Origin of the sequence: Pseudomonas sp. OVF7, from assembly GCF_030644265.1 — a bacterium.
Classification (GTDB): Bacteria; Pseudomonadota; Gammaproteobacteria; order Pseudomonadales; family Pseudomonadaceae; genus Aquipseudomonas; species Aquipseudomonas gorinensis.
In genome coordinates this window covers 1,182,858-1,196,978 of sequence record NZ_CP128996.1, presented here as the reverse complement: position 1 = coordinate 1,196,978, position 14,121 = coordinate 1,182,858, and the positions used below count along the sequence as shown (strand labels likewise).

Here is a 14,121-nt window from a genome sequence, read left to right as displayed (position 1 = left end):
AATGTGGGAGGGGCGGTGCGACGATTCGACTTGCCCCCTCCCACATTGGTTTTGTGTGATGGCTTTCAGCGGTGCAGGACGTACTGGCCGGTGAAAGTCACTGCCAGCTCTTCACTGCCCTCATTTACGATCCACGTGTCCAACGTCAACCGCGCCCGGCCATAGCGCTTGTAGGTGGCTAAAAAGCGCTTCCACACCTTCTCCTCCGGCGCCGCGCAAATGGCGGTCGCGTCTTGCGTCACGGGCAGCGGATAGCTGATCTGCCCTTCCTGAATCACGATATGCCCGTCTTCAATCCCTTCCTCGCGCAGTTGCAGGTGCAGCCAGCCCCAACCCGCCAGCACCGCGCCGCAATAGAGGCTGCCACCGAACATGGTGCTCTTGTGGTTGATATTGGCTTGCAAGGGCAGGTGCAATCGCAGTTGGCCGTGTTGCCAGTCGAGCACCTTGAGGCCCATTTCACGGGTCAGGGGGATGTCGTGGTGGAGGATGGATTCCAGGTAACGGCTGTCGCGGCTCATGGCGGCCTCTTGGTGAGTGGGCAGGGTCATTCGTCGTCAGCGCCTTGGTTGCTGCTGTCGGCGAAGTTCAGGCCGTGCTTGCGAAGTTTGTCGTGCAAGGTCTTGCGCGGTACGCCCAAGGCTTCGGCGAGGCTGCGCAGGGAACTGTGGGGGCGGGTCAGTTCGGCGGCGATCAGGCTTTTTTCGAACTGCTCGACCTGTTCGCTCAAGCCGCCCGGGGTCGAGGTCAGCACGCCGGTTACCGGATTGTCCGGGGTGTTATCCAGCGCTAACTCCAGGCCCAGGGCAAAGCGCTCTGCGGCGTTCTGCAGTTCGCGCACATTGCCCGGCCAGTTGTGGCGCAACAGCAACGCACGTTGGCCTGGTTGCAGCTCGTGCAGTGGCAGGCCGTGGCGGCTGCTGGCTTCGTCGGCAAAGTGCTGGAACAGCATCAGTGCGTCTTCGCCCCGTTCGCGCAGCGGCGGAATGCGCAACGGTGCGACGTTGAGGCGGTAGTACAAGTCGGCACGGAAGCGGCCCTGGTCGGCGGCCTGGCGCAAGTCTTCCTTGGTGGCCGCGATGATGCGGATATCCAGCGGGATCAACTGATTGCCGCCAAGGCGTTCGACCACGCGTTCCTGTAACAGGCGCAGCAGTTTGACCTGCACATCCAGGCTCATGCTTTCGATTTCATCAAGGAACAGCGTGCCGCCATTGGCGAATTCGAACTTGCCGATTCGGCGCTTCTGCGCCCCGGTAAACGCGCCGGGTTCATGGCCAAACAGTTCGCTTTCCACCACCGACTCCGCCAGCGCCCCGGCGTTGATCGCCACGAATGGCCCGCTGCGCCGGTTCGACAGGTCGTGCAGAGCACGGGCCACCACTTCCTTGCCGGCCCCGGTTTCACCCAGGATCAGTACATCGGCGCGGGTCGCTGCCAGTGCGCCGATCTGTTCGCGCAGGCGCAGCATTTGGGGCGAGTGCCCGACCAGGCGTGTGCTCAGTTGCTGGCGATCGCTGAGGGCCAGGCGCAGGCTGCGGTTGTCCAGGACCAGGCGACGCAGGGCCAGGGCGCGGCGCACGCTGTCGAGCAGGGCGTCGCTGGCGAAGGGTTTTTCGAGGAAGTCGTAGGCACCCGCGCGCATGGCTTGCACCGCCAACGGCACGTCGCCGTGGCCGGTGATCAGCAGCACCGGCAGCTCCGGGTCCTGGCCGTGCAGTTCGGCGAGCAGCTCCAGGCCGTCCATGCCGGGCATGCGGATATCGCTGACCACGACCCCCGGCCAATCCCGCGACAAACGCGCGGTGAGGCCGGTGGCTTCGCCCAGGGGCAGGACCTTCAGCCCGGCCAGGTCCAGGGTCTGGCACAGGGCCTGACGCAAGTGTGGATCGTCGTCGATCAACACCACCTGAATCTGGTTATCGATACTCATACACTGCGGTCCTCGGACGGTTGCAGACTGACGCCCGGCGAGCCGGCACGCAATTTCAAGGTTAACAGCGCGCCGCCTTCCTTGTGGTTGGCAAACAGCAGCTCGCCGCCAAAGGCGCGCATCAGCGTGTCACAGATGGCCAGGCCCAACCCCAGGCCCTGGGTGCGGGTCTTGGTGGTGTAGAACGGCTCGCTGGCGCGGCCCAGTGCTTCCATGCAAAAGCCTGGGCCATTATCGCGAATGTACAGGTTGACGCCCTGTTCGGTGGTTTGGGCACTCAGCCAGAGTTTGCGCGGCGGGCCTTTTTCGGTCAGGGCGTCGAGGGCGTTGGCCAGCAGGTTGCCCAGCACCTGGCGCAGGCGCGTTTCGCCGGCTTCTACCCACAAGGTTGCCTCGGGCAAATCGCGGATCAGTTCGACTTCCATCGAGCGCCGCCGCTTGGCCAACAACGCCAAGGCGTCGTCCAGCGCCGGTTGCAGGGCGACGCTTTCCGGCGCATGCCGATCGCGGCGGGCGAACGCACGCAGGTGGGCGATGATCGAGGCCATGCGCCCGGTCAGTTCGCTGATCAGCTTGAGATTGCCGCGCGCATCGTTGGTGCGTTCATGGTCGAGGAGGATTTCGGCGTTTTCGGCATAGCTGCGAATCGCCGCCAGGGGTTGGTTGAGTTCGTGGCTGATACTCGCCGACATGGTGCCCAGTGCCGACAGTTTGCCCGCTTGCACCAAGTCATCCTGGGCGCGCACCAGTTCCTGCTGGGCGTGTTCGCGTTCCAGTACCTCCTGTTTCAGGCGGCGGTTGAGCCCTTCCAGGTCGCTGGTCCTCTCGACCACGCGCATCTCCAGCTCGCGACGGGCCTTGGCTTCAAAGGCGATGCGCTCCAGGTAATGACGGCGGCGCTGCATCATCAGCCCCAGCAGCAACATCAATACCAGCAGCGTGGCGCCACCTACGGCCACTACCGTGCGCACCGGGCGGTTGATCAATGAGCGTGGCGCGAGGATTTCCACGTTCCAGCCGGTCTCGGCGATCGCAGTGGATTGGCGCAACCATGCCGTGGAACTCAGGGTCAGCGGTTGCGGGTCGCGGGTCGGGTAGGGCTGGATGGCGATGATGGCCTGGCGCTCTTCATCGGTCAGCGGCCGGGTGGCGCGGAATCGCCATTGCGGACGCGACGTGAGGATCACCACGCCGTTATGGTCGGTTACCAATAGTTGTTCGGGGGTGTTGCCCCACAGGCTTTCGGTGTGGTCCAGGTCGACCTTGACCACCAGCACGCCGATGATTTTTTCGCCATTGCGCACGGCGGCGGCGAAGAAGTAACCGCGCTTGGCCGAGGTGGTACCCAGGCCGAAGAACCGCCCCAGCCGCCCGGCCATGGCTTCGCTGAAATACGGGCGGAACGAAAAGTTGCGCCCGACGAAGCTGTCCTGCTTGTCCCAATTGGACGCGGCAAGGGTCTTGCCGGTGGTGTCCATCAGGTACATCACTTCCACCCCGGCCTGGGCGGCGACGTCCTTGAGCAGCAGGTTGGCGTTGACCAGGTTGGTGCTGACGTCCGGTGCCTCCAGCGCGGTGCGCAAGGCCGGCAAGTCACCGAGGATTTGCGGCAGCACCTCGTAGCGGTGCAGCGTGCCCAGCAGGTTGGCGACGTAGAGGTCGAGGGTCTGGCGGTTCTGCCCGGCCAGTTCGCTGCGGTAATAACGCTCGGCCAGGTGCTCCAGCGGCCACAGCAGCGGCGCCAGGCACAGCGCCAGCAGGGCGAGGCTGCGCCAGCGGGGTCTTCGCGGGAGAGGTGGAGTCATGGGTGTCGTGCGCCTGTGGGTACAGGCTCATTATGCCTAGTGCTGCTCGGCAAGACACTCGCGCAATGCGTCTTGCCACTGTGGCTGGCCAACCTGCCACTGCTGGCGCAGGCGGCTGCAATCGAGGCGCGAGTTCAGGGGGCGCTTGGCCGGCGTCGGGTAGGCGCTGGAAGGGATCGCTTCCAGCTCGGCGCAGGGTTTGCCCGCAGCACGCAGATGCTCGCCAATCGCCTGGGCGAAGCCGAACCATGACGTCTCGCCCTGGGCGGTCAGGTGATAGATGCCCCAATCGCCCGCCTGGCCGGCCTGCCAGCGCTCGATCAACGTGCGGGTGCTGTTGGCGATGGTACCGGCCCAGGTCGGAGCGCCGATCTGGTCGGCGACGATGCGCATCTGCGGTTTCTCTTGCAGCAGGCGTTGCATGGTCAGCAGGAAGTTCTTGCCGTGGCTGGAATAGACCCAACTGGTGCGCAGGATCAGGTATTGGCCACCCACGGCGGCGATCGCCCGCTCACCGGCCAGCTTGCTTTGGCCATACACACCCAGTGGGTTCGGCACATCGGCTTCGGTGTAGGGCGCAGGTTTACTGCCGTCGAACACGTAGTCGGTGGAGTAATGGATCAGCGGGATGCCCAGGGCCTTGGCTTCCTCGGCGAGGATGCCGGGAGCGATGGCGTTGATGGCGAAAGCCGCGTCCGGTTCGCTTTCGGCCTGATCGACCGCGGTGTGCGCTGCGGCGTTGATGATCAGGCCGGGGCGATGGGCACGTACCTGCTGTCGAATCTGCTCGACGTTGGCCAGGTCAAGCTGGTCGCGGCCCAGCACGATGAGTTCGCCCAGGCCCTGGAGCTTTTGTTGCAGCGCCAGGGAGACTTGGCCGTGTTGGCCGGTGATAAGGATTTTTAAAGGGAGGGTCATGGGAACAGGTCGGCCTCCATCAACAGTTTGCCCGCCTGGTCTTTGGCGGACAGTTGCGGCGGTTCAGTCAATTCCCAGTCGATGGCCAACGTCGGGTCATTCCACAGGATGCTGCGCTCGGCGCTCGGCTGGTAGTAGTCGGTGGTCTTGTAGAGGAACTCTGCATGCTCGCTCAGCACCACGAACCCATGGGCGAAGCCTTCCGGCACCCACAGTTGGCGATTGTTCTGTGCCGACAGTCGCACGCCGACCCACTGGCCGAAGTGCGGCGAGCTGCGGCGAATATCCACCGCCACGTCCAGCACTTCGCCGGCGATGACGCGCACCAGTTTGCCTTGGGTGTGTTCGAGCTGGTAGTGCAGGCCCCGCAGCACGCCTTTTTGTGAGCGTGAGTGGTTGTCCTGTACGAAATCACGCTTGAGCCCGGTAGCCGCCTCGAACGCGCGGGCGTTGAAGCTTTCGTAGAAAAAACCGCGCTCATCGCCGAACACTTTCGGTTCAAGGATCAGCACGTCGGGCAGGCAGGTCTGCACTACATTCACGCGCGTTCTCCTGCCAACATGTACAGGTATTGGCCATAGCCGGTCTTGCCGAAATACTGCGCACGCTCCAGCAGGTAATCGCGGTCGATCCAGCCATTTTCGTAGGCGATTTCTTCCAGGCACGCTACTTTCAGCCCCTGGCGATGCTCGATGGTCTGCACATAGGTCGACGCTTCGAGCAGGCTGTCATGGGTCCCTGTGTCGAGCCAGGCAAAGCCACGGCCGAAGCGCTCGACATGCAGGTCGCCGCGCTTGAGGTAGGCGTTGTTGATGTCGGTAATCTCCAGCTCGCCACGGGGTGAAGGCTTGACCGCCTTGGCGATGCTGATCACGTCGTTGTCATAGAAATACAGGCCGGTCACCGCGTACGGCGATTTGGGCTTGGCCGGTTTTTCTTCGATGGACAGGGCGCGGCCGTCTTTGTCGAAGTCGATCACCCCGAAACGCTCCGGGTCCTTGACCCAGTAGCCGAATACGGTAGCCCCGGAGGGGCGCTCGGCCGCGGTACGCAGCTGGTCACTGAAGTGCTGGCCATGGAAGATGTTGTCACCCAGGATCAGGCAGACCGGATCATCGCCGATGAACTCTTCACCGATGATGAACGCTTGGGCCAGGCCATCTGGCGAGGGTTGCTCCGCATAGCTGAAGCGCACGCCAAACTGGCTGCCATCCCCCAGCAGGTTGCGGTATTGGGGCAAGTCGAGCGGTGTGGAAATCACCAGGATGTCCTTGATTCCCGCCAGCATCAGCACCGAGATCGGGTAGTAGATCATCGGTTTGTCATACACCGGCAACAGCTGCTTGGACACCCCCAGGGTAATGGGGTGCAAACGGGTGCCGGAGCCCCCGGCCAATACGATTCCCTTCATCATGCAATCAGATCCTTAAAGTCGGTGTTGCCCAATCGTTCGCCCTGATAACTGCCGTCCTGGACCCTGCGGCACCACTCTAGGTTGTCGAGGTACCACTGCACGGTCTTGCGCAGCCCGGTTTCAAAGGTTTCCTGTGGGACCCAGCCCAGTTCGCGCTCGATCTTGCTGGCGTCGATCGCATAGCGCTGGTCGTGGCCGGGGCGATCCTTGACGAAGGTGATCAGGTCGGTGAATTGCTCGACACCGGCCGGGCGCTGCGGCGCCAGCTCTTCGAGCAGGGCGCAGATGCCGCGCACCACGTCGATGTTTTTCTGCTCGTTATGCCCGCCAATGTTGTAGGTCTCGCCGACCACACCTTCGGTCACCACCTTGAGCAATGCGCGGGCGTGGTCTTCTACGAACAGCCAGTCGCGCACCTGCAAGCCATCGCCATAGACCGGCAACGGCTTGCCCGCCAGGGCATTGAGGATCACCAGCGGGATCAGCTTTTCAGGGAAGTGGAACGGCCCGTAGTTGTTCGAACAATTGGTTAGCAGCACCGGCAGCCCATAGGTACGCTGCCAGGCGCGTACCAGATGGTCGGACGCGGCCTTGCTGGCCGAGTAGGGCGAGCTGGGCGCATAGGGCGTGGTTTCGGTGAACAGGTCGTCCACGCCATGCAGGTCGCCATACACTTCATCGGTGGAGATGTGATGGAAGCGGAACGCGCGCTTGGCGGGCTCGTCGAGCTTTTGCCAATAGGCTCGGGCGGCCTCCAGCAGGCTGTAGGTGCCGACGATATTGGTCTGGATAAAATCCGACGGGCCATCGATGGAGCGGTCGACATGGGACTCGGCCGCCAGGTGCATGATCGCCTGCGGCTCGAAGCGCGCGAGCACGGCGCTGACGGTGGCCTGGTCGACGATATCGGCCTGTACGAACTCATAGCGGCTGTTGGACGCGATGCTGGTCAGCGACTCCAGGTTGCCGGCGTAGGTGAGTTTGTCCAGGTTGAGCACTTCGTGCTCGGTGTGCTGGATCAGGTGGCGGATCAGGGCGGAGCCGATAAAACCAGCGCCGCCGGTGATGAGAATGCGCATGTCGGAGGGCCTTTTCCTTAGACGGACATTAAGCAAATGGAGCATAGCTTGAGTGGTGGAGCAGGTCGGCGCAAGCGTGCCGTGTGCTGGGGGTTGCGTTAGCCCCGTAACAATGGCGATATAGACGCCTAAAAAAACCGAGGTCGTCACAATGTTGCTCGCCACGTTGATCCATCGCGCCAGCCTACCTTGCCCGCAAGTGGACCCCGATCAGGCGGCACACCTGCTTGAGCAGCATTACGGCCTCACCGGCACCCTGCAGGCGCTGGGCAGCCAGCAAGACCTCAATTACAAGGTCGACAGCGACCGTGGCCGCTTTGTTCTGAAAATCTGCCGGGGTGACTACGCTGCCGTTGAGTTGCAGGCCCAGCACGCGGCCCTCAACAACCTGCAGGCCCATGTGCAGATGCAGGTACCTCAGGTCATCAAGGCGCGCACCGGTGAAGAGTTGCTCACCGTCGCGGTGGATGGACAGAACCTGCACCTGCGGTTGCTGGACTACATCGACGGACAGCCCCTGACCCATCTCCCCCATCTGGGCCGCGATGTCATTGCAGGCTTCGGCGCGTTGTGCGGGCGAATGAGCCTGGCCCTGGCCGATTTCCAGCACCCAGGCCTGGACCGCACCTTGCAATGGGACCCGCGCCACGCCCAGGAGCTGATCACCCACCTGTTGGCAACCCTGCAAAACCTGCCCCATCGCGCCCTCTTGGAGCAGGTGGCCGAACAGGTTGACGCGCGCCTGCGCGACCTGGCCGATCACCTGCCCTGGCAAGCGGTGCACATGGACATCACCGATGACAACGTCATGTGGCAACGTGACGCCCAGCGGCACTGGCAGATCCAGGGGGTGATCGACTTCGGCGACCTGGTGCACACCTGGCGCATCGCCGATTTGTCGGTGACGTGTGCCGCGCTGCTGCACCATGCTGAAAGCGATCCCTTTGCCATCCTCCCGGCCATCCGTGCGTTCCATGCGGTCAACCCCTTACAGCGCGAAGAACTGCAGGCCCTGTGGCCACTGATCGTCGCCCGCGCGGCGGTGCTGGTGCTGAGCAGCGAACAGCAGCAACGCCTGGATCCGAATAACAGCTACCTGCTGAAAAACGCCGAACATGAGTGGGAAATCTTCCATGTGGCAATGTCGGTGCCCTTTGAACTAATGGAAGCGGCGATTCTGAGCAGTGTCGGGGAGACGCCGGCGCCGTTGGCCGACCAGAACTTCGCCCCTTTGTTGCCAGGGTTGGTGGGCCAGGAATTCGCGCTGATTGACCTGGGTGTGCTCAGCCCGCATTTCGAAGCGGGCAATTGGGAACAGCCCGGCATCGATCGCCGATTACTGGATGAAGCGGCCACCGTGCACGGGTTGGCCGCCAGCCGCTATGGGCAATATCGGCTGTCGCGCACCCGTCCCGACAGCGCCGTTGAGCCCGAGACGTTCCCGCTGCATGTTGAACTGCACTTGCCCCATGGCACCGTGTTGGAGGCGCCCTTTGGCGGCACGTTGCGCAAGGGCGCCGACGGTCTGCTGAGCCTGCATGACGGTCCGCTGAGCCTGCGTCTGTGGGGGGTGAAAACCGCATTGAACCCCGGCGCGGTGCTGGTGGAAGGGCAGATAATCGGCGAAGTCCATGCCCCGCTGGTGGTGCAGGTATGCCGCGCGGACATCGAACCACCGCTGTTCTGCGCGCCCTCCCGGGTACCGGCGTGGCAAGCGCTTTGCCCGTCACCGGCGACGCTGCTTGGCCTGGCCTGTGACGCTGAGCCGGAACTGGACCCCGAGGTCCTGCTGGCCCGGCGCGACGCCAGTTTCGCCCGTTCGCAGAAGCATTATTACGTCGACCCACCGCGCATCGAACGCGGCTGGCGCAACCATCTGATCGACATGCAGGGCCGTTCCTACCTCGACATGCTCAACAACGTGGCCGTGCTCGGCCACGGCCACCCCCGTATGGCGGCCGTGGCGGCTCGGCAATGGTCATTGCTCAACACCAACTCGCGCTTCCACTACGCGGCGATTGCCGAGTTTTCCGAGCGCTTGCTGGCGCTGGCGCCGGAGGGTATGGACCGGGTGTTCCTGGTCAACAGCGGCACCGAGGCCAATGACCTGGCCATTCGCCTGGCCTGGGCCTACAGCGGCGGGCGCGACATGCTCAGCGTGCTGGAGGCTTACCACGGGTGGTCGGTGGCGGCGGATGCGGTGTCCACCTCGATCGCTGACAACCCCAAGGCCCTGAGCAGCCGCCCGGATTGGGTACATCCGGTGACTGCGCCGAATACCTATCGCGGTGAGTTCCGCGGGCCAGACAGTGCGCCGGATTATGTCCGCAGTGTGGAGCACAACCTGGCGAAAATCGCCGCGAGCCAGCGCCAGCTGGCCGGGTTCATTTGTGAGCCGGTGTACGGCAATGCCGGCGGTATTTCCCTGCCTCCGGGCTATCTGCAGCAGGTGTATGCGCGGGTGCGTGCCCAGGGCGGCGTATGCATTGCCGATGAAGTGCAGGTGGGCTATGGGCGCATGGGGCATTTCTTCTGGGGCTTTGAAGAGCAGGGTGTTGTGCCGGACATCATCACCATGGCCAAGGGCATGGGGAACGGCCAGCCCTTGGGGGCGGTGATCACTCGGCGCGAGATTGCCGAAGCACTGGAAGCCGAGGGGTATTTCTTTTCGTCCTCGGGGGGCAGCCCGGTCAGTTGCCGGATCGGCATGGCGGTGCTGGATGTGATGGAAGAAGAAAAGCTGTGGGAAAACGCCCAGGTCGTGGGCGGGCATTTCAAGGCGCGGCTGCAAGCACTGATCGACCGTCATCCGTTGGTCGGCGCCGTGCATGGCTCCGGTTTCTACTTGGGGCTGGAGCTGGTGCGGGATCGACACACCCTGGAGCCCGCCACCGAAGAGACCGCGCTGTTGTGCGAGCGTCTGCGGGAACTTGGGATTTTCATGCAGCCGACCGGTGACTACCTGAACATCCTCAAGATCAAGCCGCCGATGGTCACCTCCAAACGCAGCGTGGACTTCTTTGTCGACATGCTGTCGAAGGCGTTGAATGAACAAGCGTAAATAATCGATTGTTATCGGTTATTTGCTGTCATATTTATCGCCTATGATTGCAGGCCGCTGTTAAAGCCGATTTTTATCCGTTATAAAGTCGGCCTTCCCCCCCATTCGGAGCCCTGATTGCCATGACCACCCTGCACAGCACACCTCGCGCCGATGGCTTTTATATGCCCGCCGAATGGGCGCCCCAGACCCAAACCTGGATGATCTGGCCCGAACGCCCGGACAACTGGCGCCTGGGTGGCAAACCGGCGCAGGCCGCTCATGTGGCGGTGGCCAAGGCTATCGCGCGGTTTGAACCGGTGACGGTCGCGGTGTCTGCCGGCCAGTACGAAAACGCCCGCGCCCGCCTGGACGTGCCGAATATCCGCGTGGTGGAAATGTCCAGTGACGACGCCTGGGTGCGCGACACCGGCCCGACGTTTGTGATCAACAACACCGGCGAAGTGCGTGGCGTGAACTGGGATTTCAACGCCTGGGGTGGTTTTGATGGTGGCCTGTATGCGCCGTGGAACCGTGACTCGCAGGTGGGCGGCAAGATCCTCGAGATCGAACGCGCGCCGCGTTACCGCACCGAAGGGTTCGTGCTGGAAGGCGGTTCGATCCACGTCGACGGCGAAGGCACTCTGATCACCACCGAAGAATGCCTGCTCAACCGCAATCGCAATCCGCACCTCGACCGTGCGGCTATCGAAGCGGTGCTCAGTGCCAACCTGGCGGTGGATAAGATCATCTGGTTGCCGGATGGCCTGTTCAATGACGAAACCGACGGCCATGTGGATAACTTCTGTTGCTATGTGCGCCCGGGCGAAGTGTTGCTGGCTTGGACCGACGACCCGCAAGACCCGAACTACGCCCGTTGCCACGCAGCCATGGACGTCCTGCAAAGCAGCACTGACGCCCAGGGCCGCTCGTTCACAGTGCACAAAATGCCGATTCCGGGCCCGCTGTATGCCACCGAGGAAGAGTGTGCCGGCGTGGACCCGGTGGATGGCACCCAGGAGCGTAATCCGAGCGTGCGGTTGGCCGGTTCCTATGTCAACTTCCTGATCGTCAACGGCGGCATCATCGCCCCGAGCTTTGACGACCCGTTGGACAGCCAGGCCAAGGCCATCCTGCAGAGCCTGTTCCCGCAGCACGAAGTGGTGATGGTGCCGGGCCGCGAACTGTTACTGGGTGGCGGTAATATCCATTGCCTGACCCAACAACAGCCGGCCCCGCACAAAAACTGAGTGCAGTTGTAACAGCGCCTCAACGGCGACCGGGCACTACTCGGTTCCAGCGCTCGCAGCAAGCCCGCGGCCCCGCAAGGCCGTGGGCTTTTTTGTGTCTGAATACCTATAAATCCGGGACATTGGCATAGCTCTTGTATTGGTGTTGTCACAGTAGCCAAGGCTGATGACTGCGCAGTTCTGTCATAAACCTTGAGTAAGTTAGCCGCTCACGCAGTAGGAGAGAGCGCTGAAATGAATGCCAACATCAACCCAATGAATACGCGCACGTTTCACCCCTTGCGGGTCAACGGTGACGCCATCCATGCGCTGGCGCTCTGGTTGAAGGCAAACGGTTCGCGACAGCTCAGGCAGCAGCCGGATTTGCACAGTGTGATGAGTGAACGCTACCCGGCGGGGTTGTTCAGTGACGATGAGATGCAGGTGTTGTGCGAGTTACTGAATAACTGACGTGCCCGCCTTCAACATGTGGACGCGGGCTGTTGTGGCGAGCGGGCCTGTTGTGGCGAGCGGGCTTGCCCCGCGTTGGGCTGCGCAGCAGCCCCAAACCCTCCCCCGGAACTGACTGACACACTGCAGCGTTCTCATTAGGGCTCCTGCGCAGCCCAACGCGGGGCAAGCCCTAATGCCGTTCAGTTAAGAGTACATCGCCTTCTGTAGGAGCGAGCTTGCTCGCGAAAAACTCACAGGCGCCGCGTTGATTCAGGAAACACGCGTTATCGTTGACGTTTTTCGCGAGCAAGCTCGCTCCTACAAAAAAGCCTTAACTGAACGGCATTAGGGCAAGCCCGCTCGCCACAGCGGCTCCAGTTTGCTGCGCGACAGCGCCAAGTCAGAGATTTAGTGGAACCCCCATTTAAAGCCTGTTCAGCCCTATAAAGGGTGGGTGCCTGTAAGCACCACGACGGCTCAGTGCCGCGCACCTATCCCAGGCCTTCTGCCGAAAAACCGCTATGCATCCCCACCACCCTGGCCTGGCGCCACCACGTCTGCTATCAGCAAACGTACCGTTTCCGAAGTGTATTGCGAAATGTGTTTCTGACGTCGTAAGAGAAGGAATTGGGTCGTTTTTAGAACCGATGTAGGGCGTTGCTTAGAATTATTTCGCCTAAATACAGACGATTCGCGAAATTGACACATAGTTCAACGCGGGACTAGGATTGCGCCCAACGCCTGTGGCTAACCGCCATGACTCATCCAATAAAAAAAGGCCTGCGGCAGTTCAGTCGTCCGCGGGCCTTCTTTTTTCCGGGAAAAGTCGACGCCAGAAAAAGCAGAACGGAGCCTGGTGTCACAGCGCGTACTCAACCAGTAATAAGGAATACAAAAAATGTTGAAGCAACGGATGGGTCTGATTGCTCTGGGGATTTTGAGCGCCACTCAGGCCATGGCAAACGACCAGGAGCAATCCAAGGGTTTCGTAGACGACAGCCACCTGAACATCGCGGCACGCAACGCCTATATCAGCCGTGACTACAAGAATGGCAAGCAAGACAAAGCCGAATGGGGCCAAGGCTTTATCGGCAAGTTCGAGTCCGGCTTCACCCAAGGCACCGTCGGTGTAGGTGTGGACGTGATCGGCCAATACGCTATCCGTCTGGACGGTGGTAAAGGTCGCAGCGGCGCGGGCGGTATCGACTTCTTCAAACAAGGCGACAGCGGCGAAGCCGCCAACGACCTGGCCAAGGGCGGCGCAGCCGTCAAGGCGCGCATCTCCAACACCGTGATCAAATACGGTCAGCAGATGCCAGCCGTGCCGGTTCTGGAATACGACAACTCGCGCCTGCTGTCGGAAACCTACGAAGGCACCTCGATCGTTTCCAAAGAGATCGCCGGTCTGCAACTGGACGCCGGTCACTTCACCAAAGAAGCCCGCAAGAGCGCCGAAGGCAGCGACAGCGGCCGCCTGAAAAGCATCGACTACATCGGTGGTAGCTACAAATTCACCGAAAGCCTGTCCGCTGCGCTGTACGCTTCCGACATGCAAGACGTGCTGAAAAAGCAATACGTCAACGTCAACTACGTGCTGGCCCTGCCAGAGCAACAGTCGCTGACCTTTGACTTCAATGGCTACAAAACCAAGCTGGACCGCAGCTTCGCCCTGGAGAACCAAGGTGACGCCGACGCCCGCGACAACAAAATCTGGAGCCTGGGCGCCACGTGGGCCGTTGGCCCGCACAGCTTCACCGTCGCTCACCAGCGCAGCACCGGCGACACGGGCTACCTGTACGGCGGCTACCGCAACGCCGGCGGCGTCGGCGATGGCGGCAACACCATCCTGCTGGCCAACTCCTACTGGTCCGACTTCAACGGCAAGGATGAGCGCTCCTGGCAAGTCGGCTACGGCCTGGACTTCAGCACCTTCGGTGTGCCTGGCCTGACCTACAACGTGGCCTACGTGCGTGGTACCAACATTGACGACGGCTCCAACCGTGGCAATGGCACCGAGCGCGAAATCTTCAACCAGTTCAAATACGTCGTCCAGAGCGGCCCGGCCAAAGACTTGAGCCTGCGTGCTCGTGCGTCCTGGTTGCGTGTTTCCAACAACGCCGACCAGTACAACGTCGGCGGTAACGAAGTCCGTCTGTTCGCCGACTACCCGATCAACGTTTTCTAATTGATCTGGCGTCGCGCCTGATTCCAGGCGATAAAAAACCCCGACTGGTTCGGGGTTTTTTTATG

The 14,121-nt window shown here is 62.0% G+C and carries 11 protein-coding genes; 4 read left to right on the top strand and 7 right to left on the bottom strand.

Annotated elements, in window-relative coordinates:
• Window positions 1-65: 65 nt before the first annotated feature.
• Genes QU606_RS05305 through rfbB form a run of 7 tightly spaced genes read right to left on the bottom strand, consistent with a single transcriptional unit; the run spans window position 66 to window position 7,149 of the window.
• On the bottom strand, window positions 66-521 hold the full coding sequence (locus QU606_RS05305; protein WP_041161075.1) for a YiiD C-terminal domain-containing protein: 456 nt from the start codon (window positions 519-521) through the stop codon (window positions 66-68).
• 26 nt (window positions 522-547) lie between these two features.
• On the bottom strand, window positions 548-1,933 hold the full coding sequence (locus tag QU606_RS05300) for a sigma-54 dependent transcriptional regulator (protein ID WP_024072823.1): 1,386 nt from the start codon (window positions 1,931-1,933) through the stop codon (window positions 548-550).
• Window positions 1,930-3,738, bottom strand: coding sequence for an ATP-binding protein (locus QU606_RS05295; RefSeq protein WP_069075029.1), 1,809 nt, complete (start codon window positions 3,736-3,738; stop codon window positions 1,930-1,932). Before QU606_RS05295 ends, QU606_RS05300 begins: the two co-directional genes overlap by 4 nt.
• Window positions 3,739-3,774: 36 nt before the next feature.
• Complete coding sequence (gene rfbD / locus QU606_RS05290) at window positions 3,775-4,656, bottom strand: dTDP-4-dehydrorhamnose reductase (protein ID WP_304998177.1); 882 nt, start codon at window positions 4,654-4,656, stop codon at window positions 3,775-3,777.
• Window positions 4,653-5,198, bottom strand: a complete 546-nt coding sequence (gene rfbC, locus QU606_RS05285; protein ID WP_069075027.1) for a dTDP-4-dehydrorhamnose 3,5-epimerase — start codon at window positions 5,196-5,198, stop codon at window positions 4,653-4,655. The genes rfbD and rfbC overlap by 4 nt, the downstream gene beginning before the upstream one ends.
• Window positions 5,195-6,070 carry a glucose-1-phosphate thymidylyltransferase RfbA gene (rfbA, locus tag QU606_RS05280; protein WP_069075026.1) on the bottom strand — a complete coding sequence of 292 codons (876 nt, stop codon included), beginning with the start codon at window positions 6,068-6,070 and terminating at the stop codon, window positions 5,195-5,197. The genes rfbC and rfbA overlap by 4 nt, the downstream gene beginning before the upstream one ends.
• Entirely contained in the window at window positions 6,067-7,149 is a 1,083-nt protein-coding gene (gene rfbB / locus QU606_RS05275; protein WP_193690075.1) for a dTDP-glucose 4,6-dehydratase, read from the bottom strand. The genes rfbA and rfbB overlap by 4 nt, the downstream gene beginning before the upstream one ends.
• A gap of 151 nt (window positions 7,150-7,300) precedes the next feature.
• Between rfbB and QU606_RS05270 the strand changes: the two genes are divergently transcribed.
• The 4 genes from QU606_RS05270 to QU606_RS05255 all read left to right on the top strand — a co-directional run bounded on the left by QU606_RS05270 (window position 7,301) and on the right by QU606_RS05255 (window position 14,056).
• The gene (locus QU606_RS05270) at window positions 7,301-10,210 is read left to right on the top strand and encodes an aminotransferase (protein ID WP_304998176.1); all 2,910 of its coding nucleotides are present in this window, start codon (window positions 7,301-7,303) and stop codon (window positions 10,208-10,210) included.
• 122 nt (window positions 10,211-10,332) lie between these two features.
• On the top strand, window positions 10,333-11,439 hold the full coding sequence (gene aguA / locus QU606_RS05265) for an agmatine deiminase (RefSeq protein WP_024072830.1): 1,107 nt from the start codon (window positions 10,333-10,335) through the stop codon (window positions 11,437-11,439).
• 234 nt (window positions 11,440-11,673) lie between these two features.
• Window positions 11,674-11,889, top strand: a complete 216-nt coding sequence (locus tag QU606_RS05260; RefSeq protein ID WP_024072831.1) for a hypothetical protein — start codon at window positions 11,674-11,676, stop codon at window positions 11,887-11,889.
• A gap of 880 nt (window positions 11,890-12,769) precedes the next feature.
• Window positions 12,770-14,056: an OprD family porin gene (locus tag QU606_RS05255; RefSeq protein WP_069075046.1), complete on the top strand. Its 1,287-nt coding sequence runs from the start codon at window positions 12,770-12,772 to the stop codon at window positions 14,054-14,056.
• The last annotated feature ends 65 nt before the right edge of the window (window positions 14,057-14,121 follow it).

What these genes read in the sequence shown, in the direction of transcription:
- QU606_RS05305 (WP_041161075.1), bottom strand. Translation starts at nt 521, where the DNA reads ATGAGCCGCGACAGCCGTTACCTGGAATCCATCCTCCACCACGACATC.
- QU606_RS05300 (WP_024072823.1), bottom strand. Translation starts at nt 1,933, where the DNA reads ATGAGTATCGATAACCAGATTCAGGTGGTGTTGATCGACGACGATCCA.
- QU606_RS05295 (WP_069075029.1), bottom strand. Translation starts at nt 3,738, where the DNA reads ATGACTCCACCTCTCCCGCGAAGACCCCGCTGGCGCAGCCTCGCCCTG.
- rfbD (WP_304998177.1), bottom strand. Translation starts at nt 4,656, where the DNA reads ATGACCCTCCCTTTAAAAATCCTTATCACCGGCCAACACGGCCAAGTC.
- rfbA (WP_069075026.1), bottom strand. Translation starts at nt 6,070, where the DNA reads ATGATGAAGGGAATCGTATTGGCCGGGGGCTCCGGCACCCGTTTGCAC.
- rfbB (WP_193690075.1), bottom strand. Translation starts at nt 7,149, where the DNA reads ATGCGCATTCTCATCACCGGCGGCGCTGGTTTTATCGGCTCCGCCCTG.
- QU606_RS05270 (WP_304998176.1), top strand. Translation starts at nt 7,301, where the DNA reads ATGTTGCTCGCCACGTTGATCCATCGCGCCAGCCTACCTTGCCCGCAA.
- aguA (WP_024072830.1), top strand. Translation starts at nt 10,333, where the DNA reads ATGACCACCCTGCACAGCACACCTCGCGCCGATGGCTTTTATATGCCC.
- QU606_RS05260 (WP_024072831.1), top strand. Translation starts at nt 11,674, where the DNA reads ATGAATGCCAACATCAACCCAATGAATACGCGCACGTTTCACCCCTTG.
- QU606_RS05255 (WP_069075046.1), top strand. Translation starts at nt 12,770, where the DNA reads ATGTTGAAGCAACGGATGGGTCTGATTGCTCTGGGGATTTTGAGCGCC.